Genomic DNA, 16,031 nt, shown 5'->3' with positions numbered 1-16,031 from the left:
TTAAGCCTCGTCTTCTTCCTCGGCGACCAGCTTCTCCAGCTCTTCCTTGGTCACCGTCTTGTCGGTCACCTTGGCGAGCTCCAGCATGAAGTCGACGACCTTTTCTTCGTAGATCGGCGCACGCAGGGAAGCCAGAGCCTGCTGGTTGTTCTTGTAGAACTCGAACACCTGCTGTTCCTGGCCCGGGAACTGGCGGACGCGGTCGTAAAGAGCGCGCTGCAGTTCTTCGTCGGTCACCTGGATGTTGTTCTGCTCACCGATTTCGGACAGAACCAGGCCGAGACGAACACGGCGCTCAGCGATCTTGCGGTATTCCGCCTTCGCTTCTTCTTCCGTGGTCTCTTCGTCTTCGAAGGTCTTCTCGTTGCGCTTCATGTCTTCTTCGACCTGGCGCCAGACAACGTCGAACTCGGAGTTCAGCAGTTTTTCCGGCAGATCGAACGAATAATGCTCGTCCAGCTTGTCGAGCAGCTGACGCTTCACGCGCTGGCGAGTCATCTGACCGAACTGGCCCTCGATTTGGCCGCGGACGATTTCCTTCAGCTTGTCGAGAGACTCAAGGCCGAGGTTCTTAGCGAACTCGTCGTCGACCTTGGCTTCACCCGGCGCGGCAACTTCCTTGACGACGATGTCGAAAGTGGCAGCCTTGCCGGCCAGATGTGCAGCCGGATATTCTTCCGGGAAGGACACTTCGATGACCTTCTCGTCGCCAGCCTTGACGCCAACAAGCTGCTCTTCGAAGCCCGGGATGAACTGACCGGAACCCAGAACCAGCATGCCGTTCTCGTCGGCACCGCCCTCAAAAGGCTCGCTGTCGATCTTGCCCAGGTAGGACATGGTCACGCGGTCGCCGTCTGCAGCCGCGCCGTCTTTCGCATTGAACGGTGCGTTGTTCTTGGCGATCTGGGAAACTTGCTCGTCGACTTCTTCTTCAGCGATTTCAACGACCGGACGCTCGATTTCGATACCGGCGAAATCAACGATCTCGAAGCTCGGCAGAATGTCGTAGGTCATCTTGAAGGAAAGATCGGCGTCACCAGCCATGATCTTCTCAGCATCTTCTTCCGGCAGATCGATTTCCGGGGTCAGAGCCGGGCGCTCGGAGCGCTCCTCAACAGCCTTCTGGGTGGTTTCCTGGATGGTGTTCGACAGGATCTCGGCCATGGCCTGACGGCCATACATCTTTTTCAGATGGGCGAGCGGAACCTTGCCAGGGCGGAAGCCCTTGATGTTGGCCTTGGATTTCAGGTCGGCCATGTAATCGTCGAGCTTGGCGGCGAGATCACCAGCCGGAATGTCGATTTTCAGCTCACGCTTGAGGCCCTCGGAGAGGGTTTCGGTTACCTGCATGGGTTTTGTCGTCCTCGGTCCCGAGCGGCAATCCGCCCCGGAGGTTTCGTTTTTAAAATCCCGTGTGCCACATCGCCTGCACTCCCCTTTTGCCGGGAGCGTTCAAACGGCCATGCATCGCCTTGAAGAGACTCCAAGACGCACGATGGGAGCGCGATACTGCGTAGGCCCGAAAGTGTCAAGGGGAGAGCGGGGTTTTGCTGGCGTAAATCGCCTAAAATCAGCTCTTTCGACCAAGGGATTTGGTCTCTTCCAGGAGCCGGAAGCCAATTCCGCCAACCTCGCCGGCCTGCGGTTAAGAAGCGCTCCCCGTCGCCGATGCTGACAACCAAATGCCAGACCACGCCAAACCAGAGCTTGGCCAGAGCTTGACCAGACCGGCCCGCACTGCTGAAGCCACACGGAGCGCAAATTTGCGCTGCGCAACAACTCCGCACGGTCAACGGTGCCCCACCAGACCTGACGCTTGGTGATTAAAAACCGGCTACCAAATACGAGGCTTCTCGACAAAAAGCACAACGTCGAACGACAAGCGCCGAATGCCTACAGGATGGAAATAACTTTGAAGAATGGTGCGGATGGAGGGACTTGAACCCCCACGCCTTGCGGCACCAGAACCTAAATCTGGCGTGTCTACCAATTTCACCACATCCGCGTCGCAACAAGTGGCAAACCACCCTGCGATTGAAGCGGGGCCTCTATAGCATCGCTGATTTTCCCGTCAAAGGAAAAAGCAGTGCCCTGCCTCACCGTAAATCGGATTTCTCCACAAGTGCGCGAAGCGCGGGTTTCAGGGCACTCTCAAGATCTTCAGCGATCAGCCCCGGCCCGGCCTCGCGGCCTGCTTCGCCATGTAGCCAGACGGCCATTGCGGCCGCCTCGAAGCCGGAAACACCCTGCGCAAGCAGACCAACTACAATTCCGGCAAGCACATCACCAGACCCGGCCGTTGCAAGCCATGGAGGTGCGTTGCAATTGATTGCCATACGCCCATCCGGCGCAGCGACAACACTGTCCGGGCCCTTCAGAATCACGACAGCACCGGACATTCGTGCTGCCTCCCTGGCACGGGTCAGCTTGCTACCTGCAAGTTCCGGGAAAAGGCGAGCAAACTCTCCCTCATGCGGCGTCAGAACGACCGCCGCCTTATGCGACCTGATGCTTTCGAAAAACGGAGCGCGATCAACGGCGCAACTCGTCAGACCATCGGCATCGAATACGCTTGCCCGGTTACTGTCCAGGATCTCCGCTACCGCAGATCGGGTCTTTTCACCAACACCATAACCCGGACCGATCAGTACCGCGTTGAGGCGCTTGTCCGACAAGAGATCGCGAATACCGTTTTCAGAGGCAATCTTCTTCAGCATTACCGCCGTCAGATGGCATGCGTTGACCAGGAGCGCATCCGGCGGTGACGCCAATGTTACGAGCCCCGCCCCCGCCCGCAGCGCAGCGCCAGCCGACAACCGCGCAGCGCCGGTTGCCGTGACCGGACCGCCAAAGACAACCGCGTGCCCCTTGAAATACTTGTGACCGGTCAGCGCGACTTGTGGCCAATGGTCAAGCCAGAGGTCCGGCCCATTGATAAAAGTATCGGGCGCGATTTGATCGAGAACGGTTACGTCGATGCCAATTTGCGCCACTGTAACCCGGCCACAGGCTTGACGACCGGGATAAAGCAAATGCCCCGGCTTTTGCCGAAAGAACGTGACCGTCTCTTGCGCACTGACGGCCTCGCCACAGACAACACCGTCTGCGCCTTGAACTCCGGAAGGAAGATCTACGGCAAGAACAGGTGCGCCGCACTTGTTGACAGCTTTCACCAAAGCTTCGGCGGCTCCGCCTAAAGCGCGGTCCAGCCCTGCCCCGAAGAGAGCATCCACGATCAGATCGGCGCCATCCAACAAAGCGCCTAGATCGCTCGCGATATGATCGCCCTCAACAGAAAGTGCATAAGAAAGCCCCATGCGCCGAAAGGCTTCAAGCGCATCCCCCTTCAGAGCATCGGGCGCTTTGAGCAACCTGACATCAACGTCGTATCCGGCTGACGCCAGACAACGCGCCGCAATGAAACCGTCACCGCCATTGTTGCCGGGACCGCATAGAATGACTATCCGACCTGAAGCCGGAACCATCCGCGCCGCAGCACGTGCCACAGCCTGGCCGGCCCGCTCCATGAGTTCGATACCTGGAACACCCCCCTCAATGGTCAGTCGATCGGCTTTCGCCATCTCCTGCGGGGTCAGCAACACATAATCCAGGGCCGTGCCATGCTGGCTCATTTTTAGGCAGTCCCTTCCATGTTCAAACGGCGCTTGAGAATGCTCTCGGGCAAATCATGGCCCAGCAGCCGATTCTCAGACCAGAGGCACGGAAATCCGGATGGCGACACCCTTCTCGGTGAACTGCCGATCGATCTTGCCGTTCATCTCACCAGCCACCAGCGCTTCCATGAGCCTGCTGCCGAAGCCAAAATTTTTCGGAGCTTCAATCACTTTTCCGGTCTCCTCAAGCCAGTCGAGCTCAAGTTGCTTGCCTTTTTTGGCCGGCAAGACCTTCCAGATAACCTCGAAGCGTCCATCATCAGCAAAGACATCGGAATATTTCATCGCGTTTGTCGCAAGCTCGTGAAACACCAGACCAAGCGCATGGGTGCCGGTCTCGTTCAGTTGAACGGCCGGGCCTGCAAGCTTGATGCCCTTTGCCCCCTCACCAAAGACCTGCTCCAGTTCCTGCAGAAGCAATGCTTTCAAGTCCGCCTTCGACCACCTGGACCGGGTCAACAGATCCTGCGCATTCGCCATGGCCTGCAGGCGAGAGCTGAACGAATCATTGAATTCCTCCAGGCTTTCGGAGGCCCCGGCGGTCTGGCGAGCAATCGCGAGAATGCGGGCAATTGAATTCTTGATCCGGTGCTTCATTTCCTGAAGCATCAGATCCTTTTCCTGGATCGTCTTTTCAGACATTTCCTTCAGGCGCTGATTGGCCTCTCTCGCCCGCAGGCGGGAGCGAATCGAAACCGCGAGCGCAGCGGAGAAAAGCAGAGATATCGACCCGAGCATGAAGGTACGCCAATAAAGAAAGGCGTTGTCCTTTGAAGCGGCTTCGATAACGGAGATTTCCCAAACCCGTCCGCCGACTTCTATCTGCCGTGTCACAAGATTTTCAGCTTCCGCGGCACGCGCCTCATAGTCTTCAGAGGTGTAAAGGTGCTCCGGCTGCTCGTCCGTCACGTCGGTCGTGTTGACAAGAACCGGTACCGGGGTCGGAGAAGTCAGGGCAGCCTTGTGCAGGTCCCCGGCACGGAAAGGCGCATATACAAAGCCCTGGATGCTTTCTTCGCCGTTCAGTTTTTCTCCGGAAGCTTCCTCTTCACTTGCCAGCGGGAGATACGCCAGGAACCCCGTCTGCTTTTCCTCCGTGATTTCCTGAACCAGCATGACAGGGGCTGATACCTTAACTGTGAAGGTGTCAGCGGACGCCAGCATGGCCTTGCGGCGGGTTTCGTCACTGAACATGTCGAAGCCGAGTGCAGCCTTGTTTCGCAGGTCCAGCGGTTCAAGAAGTATGATGGGGGTCCGATGCGCCTGGTCCGTCTCGGGCCAGACCTGACGGTCCAGTTCGTAATTCTGCTGCAATGCAAGGCTTGCTTCATCTTCCCTGCCGGTCTGCATCAGCTTGGCAAAGCCTATACCCTGCATGCCGGACAAATGCCCCTTCAGGAACAGGCCAAGGGCAAAGCTCTGGAATTTGGCCCTCGACATGGCTCCGCCATCCGCTTCGAAAAACGAATGCGTGGCTGCAATGAGAGAAAAGTTCTGCTCGGTGCGCCCGCGGATCCGGTCGACAGCCTCTTCTGCGAGTATTTCGAATTCCCGCCGCTCAACCGCTCGCTCCCTGTCCAGAATGACGTAGGTCAGCGACAGGCCGATAGCGGCACTTATCACGAACACCAGAAGGGGAATGTGTCTTTTCATCACCGCGGGCCTGATCCGGGAAGAAGGTATGGGGACAACAGAATTAGGAAGTTTTCACGATGCAAGCAACAAAAATCACTTGTAGAACCAACAACAAATTTCAAAATATCATCATAACATTTGTTAATTTCAATATTCATTGAAGTATTTAAAAACAACCGTTCCGTGAAGGCCCTACAACCGCCGACCAGCCGAATGAGTTACTGCGAGAAGTGAAGAATTTGAACGCAGAATTTAAGCTCGAAGCAGGTCTTCACCCACTTCCCGCCGAACGTTGTACTCAGTCTTCGGAAACACCATGCTGTAATCTATTCCGTCAGAGGAGATGCTCAATTCGGCAGAACCGCTCAAGGATTGCGGCAGCACGGTTTCGAGCAGCAAGGCGGAAAATGCGGTTCTGTCACCATCTGCTTCACCTGCGGCAAGCGCCTTTTTGGTGTCTACCCTGCCCCTCTCGCCTGCATTCCAGTTGAGAACGAGGCACAACCGGCCCTGCCTCATCACCGTTTTGCAGGTGAGCAATATTCCCTCGTCAGCCGAAGCCCAGCCGACGTCCAGTGTGGCGGCGATCAATTCATGCAAGCCCAGGCCGATGTAAAGCGCAGCATTGGGGGTCAGCAAAGGGTTTTCGCCCGTCATGGAGATGGGAATGACCCGCTTTGAATCAAACAGCGCGCGTTGAGCCCGGGCGAGATCGAACAGGCGAACACCGAACCAGTCAGCTTCCGTCACAAGATCCTGCGAATTTGAAAGGGAAAAGATCCGCCCCTGAAACTCGGCGAGAAACTGCTCGAGCGACCCGGCGTAGCGAGCGGACTGGCCTGCCAGGCTCTGGATGACAGCCAAAAGATTCTTCGATCTGTGACTGACTTCCAGCAGCAAATCCTTGAGCGCCTGCTCTCGTCGGCGGCTTTCCGTAACATCGACAACGGTTGTCAGCACCTGGGTGATGCCTTCAACACCGGAAATCGTTTCGATGTGGATCTCGAAAACGTGGCCACCTTCAGCCATCACCTCGAGCTTTTCCGAACGCCCCGTCTCCAGCACTGTCTTCTTGGCGTCGTCGAGCTGCCTGCCCACGGAATGACCGAAGACCGTTTCGTCCTTCGGGGTCTCTCCCTCGGGCACCGACCATATGTGAGGCAGGTTCGCGATATAAAGGTATTGAAGTGCGTCGTCCTGCAAGGTGACGCAGGCACGCGATCGAAGCAATGCGAGAATGAGATATTCTCGAAGCTGCTCATCAGACTGGCTGGCGTTATGCCATGTGAGCCTGCGCACGGATAACCTCACATTAAACTCAAAAGAAGCGAACCCCGATGGCGTTTCGTGGGTCCAGGATATTCGTTGCTACCTTCGTAGCATGCCCGCAATCAGGGAAAGCACAAAAACTGCAAGGAACATCCCGATCAAGATTTGTGCAATCGAAGCCGACATGCCCGCCATTCCAAAAAACCCGAACAAACCTGCGACGAGAGCAATGGCCACCACAGCCAAAGCGTAGAAAAGCATAGCCGTCTCCATATTCCAGTTCTTCTGCAACGCGTAAGGGAGGGGATGGTTCCTCATTCCGGAAATCAGCCATGAACTGCCCGTACATCGGAGCAACGCACCCGGCGGCGCCGGCTGGAACTGTCGATTGACTTGAGATTGTGCAAAATCACGCAACCACTGAGCAGGGCAATCTCATCCGATCGCTAAAATTCAGCCTATTTTTTAGGCTCTTTGCTTATTTTGTGATCATATGACAAATGGGATAGGCGACTGACCACCACCCCGCTGATGGAATTTGCCGCTTTTAGTGGCGGATTTCCCAGCGCGGGTAAAATTTACGGGTTGTCATGGCCGTTTGGCACACATCGTGCTTTATAGCTTGCAACGGTCCCTTCCGGGCCCGACCGGGTCGTTTTGTCCCGCAGGATCGGAAAAGGGCACGCCGAAATTATCCGGCCTAAAAAGTGGAGAGAGACACAAGGTGATGAAAAAGATCGAAGCGATCATCAAACCCTTCAAATTGGACGAGGTCAAAGAAGCTCTGCAAGAGGTCGGTCTCCAGGGCATCACCGTTACGGAAGCCAAGGGCTTCGGCCGTCAGAAAGGCCACACGGAACTCTATCGTGGCGCTGAATATGTCGTGGATTTCCTGCCGAAGGTGAAAGTGGAAATTGTACTTGGCGACGACATGGTCGAGAAAGCCGTTGACGCAATCAGATCCGCTGCGCAAACAGGCCGCATTGGCGACGGCAAGATTTTCGTTTCAAATATCGAAGAAGCAGTCCGTATCCGTACCGGTGAATCCGGCATAGACGCTATCTGACCCACCCATTCCGGCATTTGCCGGCAATCCGAATTCCGGTCCCACGCAACGGAGCCAAATTTAAGACACTCTGCCGGGCCGGAACAGTACCCAACCGTTCACATGAAAAACTAAAGGGATGGACATTATGACCACTGCCGCTGAAATCCTTAAGGAGATTCAGGAAAAAGACGTGAAATTCGTCGACCTGCGCTTTACCGATCCTAAGGGTAAAATGCAGCACGTCACCATGGACGTAGTACTCGTTGACGAAGACATGTTCGCTGAAGGCGTCGCTTTCGACGGTTCGTCAATCGCAGGCTGGAAGGCCATCAACGAGTCCGACATGATGCTGATCCTGGATCCGGAATCTGCACACATCGACCCGTTCTTCGCACAGTCCACCATGGCGATCTTCTGCGACATCGTCGACCCGGTCACCGGTGAAGGCTACAACCGCGATCCGCGCATGACCGCGAAGAAAGCGGAAGCCTACGTGAAGTCCGGCGGCTTCGGCGACACCATTTTCGTCGGCCCGGAAGCTGAATTCTTCATGTTCGACGACGTCCGCTTCACTGCAGACCCGTACAACACCGGCTTCATGCTCGACAGCTCCGAACTGCCGTCCAACATGGGTTCCGAGTACGAAACGGGCAACCTGGGCCACCGTCCGCGCACGAAGGGCGGCTACTTCCCGGTTCCGCCGATCGACAGCGCGCAGGACATCCGTTCCGAAATGCTGTCCGTCATGGCCGAAATGGGCGTTCCGACAGAAAAGCATCACCACGAAGTGGCTGCTGCACAGCACGAACTCGGCATGAAGTTCGATCACCTGACCCGTTGCGCCGACAACATGCAGAAGTACAAGTATGTCGTCCACCAGGTCGCACATGCCTACGGCAAGACGTCCACCTTCATGCCGAAGCCGGTATTCGGTGACAACGGCACCGGCATGCACTGCCACCTGTCCATCTGGAACAACGGCGAGCCGACCTTTGCCGGCAACCAGTATGCCGACCTTTCGGAAAGCTGCCTGTACTTCATCGGCGGTATTCTGAAGCACGCCAAGGCCCTGAACGCCTTCACCAACCCGTCGACCAACTCCTACAAGCGTCTGGTCCCGGGCTACGAAGCACCGGTTCTGCTGGCCTATTCCTCGCGTAACCGTTCGGCTTCCTGCCGTATTCCGTTCACAGCTTCTCCGAAGGCAAAGCGCGTTGAAGTTCGCTTCCCGGATCCGTCCGCGAACCCGTACCTCTGCTTCTCCGCCCTGCTGATGGCCGGCCTCGACGGGATCAAGAACAAGATCCACCCGGGCGACGCGATGGACAAGAACCTCTACGACCTTCCGGCCGAAGAGCTTGCAGAAATCCCGACCGTTTGCGGCTCCCTGCGCGAAGCACTGGAAGCAGTCGATGCAGACCGTGAGTTCCTGAAAGCCGGCGGCGTGTTCGACGACGACCAGATCGACGCTTACATCGAACTGAAGATGGAAGAAGTCGAGCGTTTCGAAATGACCCCGCACCCGGTCGAATTCGACATGTACTACTCTGTCTGATCCCTTCGGGTTCAAACATGCGGAAAGGCCGGGCATTTGCCCGGCCTTTTTGTTTTCCAAGCACCCCGCTTTCCATGTCTCAGCGCAAGAGTGAGTTGGTTACCACCGACAATTCCACAAGCAGCCTTGGCCAGCCTGACAAGCCCCACGAGAAAATCGCGAGCGACCTAGGCGCGCCCGTCAAGCCAATCGGCGAGTGACGGCCGTTTGCTACGCCCCCGCCCACGCATGGCGGGAGACGCGATCATCGCATTGAGTACAGCCTCCTGCGTCGTTTCAGCTGCTGCCTGAAACAGGACATCGATCTTGTCTTCCTTGAGAATATCGCGAACGATGAAATCGCTCTCCTCGAAATGGGCAATCTTGCAGGCAGTTGAAAAGGCAAGTGCGATATCGCCGCTTCCATTGCCGTAGTAGGCACCCAGACGCGCCAAACCCGCCCCGGCTCTGCGGGCAATGCGTTTCAGTTGCCGGCTTTCAAGAGGCACATCAGTCGCCAGAACAACGATGACCGAACCGCGTTCTTCGCTATGGCGCGCCTCCTTGGGATGCGGTCTGCGTCCATCCGGCAGGACAAGGTCTCCGGGGCGACCGAAATTGGCAAGCACCAGGGCGGCAAGTCTGTGCTGACGGCCTCCAAGTTCAAAGACGCGCGAGGCCGAACCGATACCGCCTTTGAAGCCGAACGCGCTCATGCCCGTCCCTGCCCCGACACTGCCTTGCTCCACCGTCGAACCTGCAGCCTTCAGAGCCGCTTCCGCATCGGCTTCGCTCAAGGCCATTGCCTGAATATCGCTCAGGTAGCCGTCATTGCACTCCATCACCACGGGATTGATGGTGCCTGTGGAACGGCCTATTTCTGGATTTTCGGCAATTGCCCGGCGGATGAGCGCGTTCACACCGGTTCCAACGCCAAAGGTGTTGGTCAGAAGGATCGGCGTTTCCAGCGTCCCGAGTTCATCGACCTGTATCAAACCAGCACTCTTTCCGAAGCCGTTGATCACCTCGACGGCGGCAGGAAGTTTCTCGCGAAAGAGATTGCCCGGATGCGGCACAATTGCCGTGAAACCGGTTCTGAGGTCGCCCTCGCACATGGTTCTGTGCCCAACCGCAATACCATCGATGTCCGCAAGGGTATTCAGGGGGCCGGGTTCCAGAGTGCCGCATATGAGGCCATGAACGCGAGTGCGAGAGAGCGAGGGAAAGGAAGACATGGAACACCGGACGAATAATTTCACTGTCCCGTGTTGAAAAGGAGGTTCAACCAAATCTCAAGACGAAAAAGCCTCCCGAAGGAGGCCATTCGCTTGTGCTGTGGATGAGATCAGTAACAGACGCGCTGGTAACCGACGACGATATACCGACCATGGTAAGGGCTCCAGCGGGTCACGGGCCGGTTCTGGCAACGGACCGGCTGGTAGTAGCGCGGCTGAGCCTGGGAGGCGATGATAGCGCCGGCAGCAAGGCCGATGATGGCACCTGCAGCAATCGCGCCACCATGACGGTTCTTGGCATGAGCTTCGTTCGGGGTAATGGTGACAGCAGCGGTTGCCATGGTGGCGACTGCGACGGCGGCTATTGCAAACTTGCGAAACATGACGGCTCCTTTCAATTGTTGAACAGCGGCTTTCGTTGCGCTGCTGATGAATTGAATGTAGGCGCCGCCCGCTATGTTGGCTGTGACTGTGATCACGCTGCGTCACTTTCGCCAGAGTGTGTGCCGGAGTGTGTTGGGAAAATGTCCGGGACCTGGGGTCTCACAAATAAGTAGGAGTTATCCATGTGGGTGATTATGGCCGTATCCATTCAGCTTTTGAGCGGTCCCAATGTCTGGCCAGTCGCCGATGAAGGCACTTTTCAGGATGAAGCGGAATGTCAGGCCGCACTGAGCGAAGCCGTTCCACGGACACTCTCGGAAGGCATGCGCCTTGCCTGGGAGGGGGGCGAATTGAAATTCGTCTGTGTGAAGGTGCGCGCCAACGGCCAGGTCGGCAACTAACCAGCGGCAGAGCGCTGCAGCGTCCTGATTTTCCGGCAGGCGCAATTTACAAGTCCTGCGGCACGCGCTAGAGCACGACCGCAGGAATGCCGGCAGGCACACAAGACGGACGGACAGGCGACTATGAGCGAGTTCAAATCGGACTTTCTAAACGTTCTTTCAGAACGCGGTTTCATTCATCAGATCTCGGACCCGAAGGGCCTGGACGAGCTTTGCGCGAAAGAAACCGTAACGGCCTACATTGGTTTCGATTGCACCGCACCGAGCCTTCATGCCGGGTCTCTCGTACCGATCATGATGCTGCACTGGTTTCAGAAGACCGGCCACCGTCCGATTGCCCTCATGGGCGGCGGCACCACGCGCGTCGGTGATCCGTCCGGCAAGGACGAATCCCGAAAAATGCTCACCGAAGAGCTGATTGAGGATAACAAGGCCGGCATCCGCAAGGTCTTCGAGAAACTTCTCACCTTCGGTGACGGCCCGACAGACGCCATCATGCTGGACAATGCGGACTGGCTTCTGAAGCTCAATTACGTTGACTTCCTTCGCGACATCGGCCGGCATTTCTCGGTCAACCAGATGATCCAGCGCGACAGCGTGCGCCTGCGTCTGGAACGCGAACAGCATCTGTCCTTTCTCGAATTCAACTACATGCTCCTGCAGGGCTACGACTATCTGGAGATTTACCGTCGCACCGGTTGCCGACTACAGATGGGCGGATCCGACCAGTGGGGCAACATCCTGTCCGGCACCGATCTCGTTCGCCGTCTGGCAGAAGTCGAAGCCTTTGCCCTCACCTCTCCGCTTCTGACCACGTCGTCGGGTGCAAAGATGGGCAAGACTGCCGCCGGCGCTGTGTGGCTCAACGAAGAGCAGCTTTCCGCCTATGACTACTGGCAATACTGGCGAAACACGGAAGACGCCGACGTGGAGCGTTTCATGAAGCTCTTCACAGTTCTTCCAATGGACGAAATCGCCCGTCTTGCGGCACTGCAAGGCTCGGAGATCAACGAGGCCAAGAAGATACTGGCAACGGAAGCGACTGCCCTGATCCATGGTCGGGAAAACGCTGAAGCTGCTGCCGAGACCGCCCGCAAGGCATTTGAAGAAGGCCAATCCGCCGAAGGCCTGCCAACGGTAGAAATTGCCAAGGCCGAACTGGAAGCCGGCATAGGTGTGCTATCCGCATTCGTGAGTGCGGGCCTGTGCGCCTCGAATGGAGACGTCCGCCGCAACATCAAGGGTGGCGCGGTCAAGATCAACGACAAGGGCGAGCAGGACGACAAGCGCCAGATCACGCTTGCTGATCTGACCGGCGACGGCATCGTCAAACTGTCGCTCGGCAAGAAAAAGCACGTGCTCCTGAAGCCGGTCTGAGCAGAGGCACTCCAGAACTGACAAAAAAGCCGGGCACCGCCCGGCTTTTTTTGTTCGGCAATAAGAGTGACAGGAACAAAGGCCTTCGGCAGAAAATTGGTTCGCCAGACATTGGCTGGTGCGATTGCTCAGTTCGCCTGAAACTCGAACATCTTGCGGAAAATGCCTGGTGCTATCGCCGAAATCGGGTTGACCGACAGCACCGGGTCGGACACCGAACCAGACAAGCGATAGGTCACACCGATCAGGCCTTCTCCGGAATTGCCGCCGAGCGCAAAGCCCAACAGCGGGATCTTGGCGAAGAAATTGTTGAGAGCGTAGATCGGCACGAAGGTACCGGTAAGGTTGAGCGTCTGCTGCGACAGATCCACAGAGCCGCTGACAGTTCCTCCCAGTGCGTTGCCTTGGAGAGCCCCGCGACTGATGGTCAGCAATTCGCCTTCCCGTGAGAAATTGATATCCAGCGTTTCGAAACTGGCGGTGTCCGCAGCTTCGTTGGTATTGATCGCACGCCCGTCCGGGATGCGATTGGAACGGTTCTGCTCGCGAATACGCTGAATGGCCGGATCTTCCGTGATCCGCAGTGAGCGTACGTTGAAATCGCCGACCCAGCTGTTCTCGTCGGCCATCGCCACATTCAGGACCCCGGTTCCACCGCGCATACGCTTGTAGAGGTCGAGAAAACGCAGTGTTGCGCCTGTGTTTGCAAAACGGCCAATTGCCGCCTGCGTGCCGCCCTGGTCCGTCACCGTGAATTCGAAATTCGCACGGCCGTTCACAAGTCCCTTCAAGTCCGCAGAGACCAGTCCCTTGGCACCGGTATCGATCTTGCCCGAGAATTTCTCGATCGCCTGATTGTTGAACCCGGTTACACGGTCAATATTGGCGGCAATTCTTGCACCGCCCGAAAAGTCACCGGCTCCCTTGCTGCCGCCGGGGCTCCGCATGCTCTTGATCAGGCCGCGTCCGTCAAAGGAAGATCCGGCGAAGATGATGTCATAACGTCCGTCTGTCGCCTTCTGGATATCGACTTCGACATTGTCGCCCGGGCGCAGCTTGAATGTATTGAACGATGCGCTGACAAGATCGCCGGCCATCGACAGTTGCATCGAACCGGCAACATCGACGCCCTCTGATACCAGCTTGAAATCCTTCACGCGGCGCTGTGTGTCCGTTTCAACCAGCTTGAAAGACGCCGTTGCGGGAACACCCTTGGCTTTTTGCCAGCCGAGCGCCTGCAGCCGGACATCCGTCTGTTTCAGGTCGATGACGAATTCCTGTCCGTCGCTGACCTTTGTAACGCTCAACGTCATGTTGCCTTGGAGAAAGGCGGTCAGATCCACCCCCTTCTCTTTCAGCTGCTTCGCGTTGAGCGCAACAACAACATCCTGTCGTGCCGCAACACCGGATTCGCCCAAGGGCACCACAAGGTCGATATCGGCCTGCAATCCGTCGAGTATCCCCTTGCCGGTAATCGCGACCTGATCCTTGTTGGCCTCCAGCGCAACATCCGACTTGCGCACCGTGTGCCCCATGATCGGATTGCTGTCCGAGAAATTCGTCAGACGGCCTGTCGCCTGCCAGTCGATATCGGCAAGATCGATTTCATTGCCCAAGGGAAACGAAGCCGTGATTTCAAGTTCTCCCGCCCCTTCGACGCCATCATTCTTGAGATCAGCCCGGTCCAGCACGCGGAAAGGCGCACTGTTGACCATCGCACCAAGGTCGCTCGCCGATCCCTCCATGCGGGTCTTCACGCTTGCCATCTTGCCGTCCCGCAAAGGCAGGTTCTGGATCGCGAAGACACCATCCGGCAGGGTAACCTCGCCGCCACTTGAGGCCGTCGCCGTTCCGCCTGTCGCGGTCACGGTCAGTGTCTCGTTTTCAATTGTGAGCGTACCGTCGAGGCCATCAATCTGCGGAACGTCCCCAACAGGCGTCACTGCACCATCGGAAAACGTCATGTCCAGGCGCATGTCGTCCCCCGCCCAGCCCGGGTCCGGATCCCGCGGATCAAATGCCGGCGGGCGGAGCGCACCCGTATAGGAAACGGTCTCGATCAAGCCGCCTTTCAGGCGTTCGATGATCCAGCGGCGCGCCGGCGGCACAAGCGTGATCGGCCAGAGCTGCTTTGCCACTGCAACCGGTATCAACTCCCCATCAGCGGCCAGCGCCAGATAAGGTCCTTCCGGTGTAATCTGCAGCGAGGCGACACCATGCACGACGGCCTTGCCAGAGCGAGCCGTGAAGCGGTCGACGGAGAGCAATTTTTCAAGCGGATCGAAACGCGCACGAATCTGGACGCCGTCCAGCATATGCGGCTCTTCGGGAACATCGGCTGAACCGAACTGCGGATATTCCGAATCCAGATTGATCTGCCACTCCGGACTATCACCAGCAACCGGCGAAACAGACCCCGTGAAGAAGATGCGTGAATTGCCGCGAATGACGTGCGAACTGGTAATTTCAATTGCGTCTTGTCCCGCCTCGAACAACAGGGACAGTGCTGCATCGTCAAATGCGACCAGTGTCTTGCCAAGCTGGAACCAGCCGTTGCGCACACGCGCAACCGCATTGGCGGAGACGAACTTGCCATCGCCTGTCAGTCTGCTCTCGATTTTGGCGGAGGCCGGAAGTCCCAGCCCCTTGCCCTGCACTGATTTCGCGTTTGGCCCCAGCAGTTCGGCAAGGGTGATTCCGTTGACCACGACCCCGATGCTCTTGGCATTCGCACCCGGCGGTGCGTTGCGCGCAAGCTCCAGTCGCCAGGTGGAGATATTGCCGGCAACTCGCGCGAAGGCCCGTATCGAGCGGTTGTCGTCACGCAGGATGTCCGCGTCAATGCCTCGGTATCGTCTGGGGATGGAACCGGCCAACTCGAAAGAAGCGTCACGGATCTTGACGAAGCTGAGGCCTCGGCGGGCAAACTGGTCGTCCACTACATCGCTGACCCTGTCGACGGCTTCCATGAGCGGCCCCATTTCCGGAAACTTCGCCGGCCCGCCAGCCAGGACAATCCGCACATGGGGCCTTGTCAGGATTAGAGACGAAAAATGGAGCTTGCCGGAGAGCAGTGCATCCCGGTTCAGCGGCGCAGTCAGTTCAGGAAGACTGATGCTTACTGGTGACCCACCGGCGATCTCCGCCCTGGCATCCGAAATCAGGATATTGATGCCGTCCGGCGCAGTAAAATCGACACTTGCGCTGCCAATGGAAAGTTCAACCTGCCCTCGGGTGCCTTGATAGGCCAGCAGGCTGCCTAGAAGCGGAATGTGCACCGGCCCGGTTGCAAACAGAATGGCGATGCCGACAAGAAAACCAACCAGAACGGCGGCGAAGACGTAGCGCAAGCGCTTGCGTTTTTTCGGCGTCACTTTGGCCGTGTCCTGAGATCCGCCGGTTTTAGGCAAATACGTCAATCCAATCTTTCGCCTGCATGCGTAAGACAGGCGCTTGGGTTCGGGTTCGGAGCAA

Annotated in this window: 12 protein-coding genes and 1 tRNA gene; 4 read left to right on the top strand and 9 right to left on the bottom strand. The window is 57.3% G+C overall.

Annotated features, from left to right (window positions below):
* The 6 genes from tig to B0E33_RS25320 all read right to left on the bottom strand — a co-directional run bounded on the left by tig (position 1) and on the right by B0E33_RS25320 (position 6,839).
* Positions 1-1,350, bottom strand: a complete 1,350-nt coding sequence (gene tig / locus B0E33_RS25345) for a trigger factor (RefSeq protein ID WP_077292757.1) — start codon at positions 1,348-1,350, stop codon at positions 1-3.
* Positions 1,351-1,920: 570 nt separating this feature from the next.
* A tRNA-Leu gene (locus B0E33_RS25340) sits at positions 1,921-2,005 on the bottom strand.
* Positions 2,006-2,096: 91 nt separating this feature from the next.
* Entirely contained in the window at positions 2,097-3,632 is a 1,536-nt protein-coding gene (locus B0E33_RS25335; protein ID WP_077292756.1) for a bifunctional ADP-dependent NAD(P)H-hydrate dehydratase/NAD(P)H-hydrate epimerase, read from the bottom strand.
* Positions 3,633-3,707: 75 nt separating this feature from the next.
* Positions 3,708-5,327, bottom strand: a complete 1,620-nt coding sequence (locus B0E33_RS25330) for a CHASE domain-containing protein (RefSeq protein ID WP_077292755.1) — start codon at positions 5,325-5,327, stop codon at positions 3,708-3,710.
* Positions 5,328-5,561: 234 nt separating this feature from the next.
* Positions 5,562-6,608: a sensor histidine kinase gene (locus B0E33_RS25325; protein WP_156912486.1), complete on the bottom strand. Its 1,047-nt coding sequence runs from the start codon at positions 6,606-6,608 to the stop codon at positions 5,562-5,564.
* 69 nt (positions 6,609-6,677) lie between these two features.
* Positions 6,678-6,839, bottom strand: coding sequence for a DUF1328 family protein (locus B0E33_RS25320; RefSeq protein WP_077293618.1), 162 nt, complete (start codon positions 6,837-6,839; stop codon positions 6,678-6,680).
* A gap of 466 nt (positions 6,840-7,305) precedes the next feature.
* On the opposite strand from B0E33_RS25320, the gene B0E33_RS25315 reads away from it, so the two are divergent.
* Both B0E33_RS25315 and glnA read left to right on the top strand, forming a co-directional pair.
* On the top strand, positions 7,306-7,644 hold the full coding sequence (locus B0E33_RS25315) for a P-II family nitrogen regulator (protein WP_006934743.1): 339 nt from the start codon (positions 7,306-7,308) through the stop codon (positions 7,642-7,644).
* Between the two features lie 127 nt (positions 7,645-7,771).
* A complete protein-coding gene (gene glnA, locus B0E33_RS25310; RefSeq protein ID WP_055656579.1) occupies positions 7,772-9,181 on the top strand; it encodes a type I glutamate--ammonia ligase in 1,410 nt (469 codons plus the stop codon).
* A gap of 167 nt (positions 9,182-9,348) precedes the next feature.
* On the opposite strand, the gene B0E33_RS25305 is transcribed toward glnA, so the two are convergent.
* Entirely contained in the window at positions 9,349-10,395 is a 1,047-nt protein-coding gene (locus B0E33_RS25305) for a DmpA family aminopeptidase (RefSeq protein WP_077292753.1), read from the bottom strand.
* 110 nt (positions 10,396-10,505) lie between these two features.
* Complete coding sequence (locus B0E33_RS25300; RefSeq protein ID WP_031268405.1) at positions 10,506-10,778, bottom strand: hypothetical protein; 273 nt, start codon at positions 10,776-10,778, stop codon at positions 10,506-10,508.
* A gap of 183 nt (positions 10,779-10,961) precedes the next feature.
* Between B0E33_RS25300 and B0E33_RS25295 the strand changes: the two genes are divergently transcribed.
* Positions 10,962-11,180 (top strand): hypothetical protein, encoded by a 219-nt coding sequence (locus tag B0E33_RS25295; RefSeq protein ID WP_022998411.1) that lies wholly within the window; start codon positions 10,962-10,964, stop codon positions 11,178-11,180.
* A 123-nt stretch (positions 11,181-11,303) separates the two neighbouring features.
* A complete protein-coding gene (tyrS, locus tag B0E33_RS25290; RefSeq protein WP_022998410.1) occupies positions 11,304-12,557 on the top strand; it encodes a tyrosine--tRNA ligase in 1,254 nt (417 codons plus the stop codon).
* 128 nt (positions 12,558-12,685) lie between these two features.
* On the opposite strand, the gene B0E33_RS25285 is transcribed toward tyrS, so the two are convergent.
* Complete coding sequence (locus tag B0E33_RS25285; RefSeq protein WP_208997707.1) at positions 12,686-15,931, bottom strand: YhdP family protein; 3,246 nt, start codon at positions 15,929-15,931, stop codon at positions 12,686-12,688.
* Positions 15,932-16,031 lie beyond the last annotated feature (100 nt).

Source organism: Roseibium algicola (assembly GCF_001999245.1).
GTDB classification, from domain to species: Bacteria; Pseudomonadota; Alphaproteobacteria; order Rhizobiales; family Stappiaceae; genus Roseibium; species Roseibium algicola.
This window is presented reverse-complemented; position numbering and strand designations above follow the sequence as displayed.

Excerpts from the sequence above, each read along its gene's own strand:
- tig (WP_077292757.1), bottom strand. The coding sequence starts at position 1,350 with ATGCAGGTAACCGAAACCCTCTCCGAGGGCCTCAAGCGTGAGCTGAAA.
- B0E33_RS25335 (WP_077292756.1), bottom strand. The coding sequence starts at position 3,632 with ATGAGCCAGCATGGCACGGCCCTGGATTATGTGTTGCTGACCCCGCAG.
- B0E33_RS25330 (WP_077292755.1), bottom strand. The coding sequence starts at position 5,327 with ATGAAAAGACACATTCCCCTTCTGGTGTTCGTGATAAGTGCCGCTATC.
- B0E33_RS25320 (WP_077293618.1), bottom strand. The coding sequence starts at position 6,839 with ATGCTTTTCTACGCTTTGGCTGTGGTGGCCATTGCTCTCGTCGCAGGT.
- B0E33_RS25315 (WP_006934743.1), top strand. The coding sequence starts at position 7,306 with ATGAAAAAGATCGAAGCGATCATCAAACCCTTCAAATTGGACGAGGTC.
- glnA (WP_055656579.1), top strand. The coding sequence starts at position 7,772 with ATGACCACTGCCGCTGAAATCCTTAAGGAGATTCAGGAAAAAGACGTG.
- B0E33_RS25305 (WP_077292753.1), bottom strand. The coding sequence starts at position 10,395 with ATGTCTTCCTTTCCCTCGCTCTCTCGCACTCGCGTTCATGGCCTCATA.
- B0E33_RS25300 (WP_031268405.1), bottom strand. The coding sequence starts at position 10,778 with ATGTTTCGCAAGTTTGCAATAGCCGCCGTCGCAGTCGCCACCATGGCA.
- B0E33_RS25295 (WP_022998411.1), top strand. The coding sequence starts at position 10,962 with ATGTGGGTGATTATGGCCGTATCCATTCAGCTTTTGAGCGGTCCCAAT.
- tyrS (WP_022998410.1), top strand. The coding sequence starts at position 11,304 with ATGAGCGAGTTCAAATCGGACTTTCTAAACGTTCTTTCAGAACGCGGT.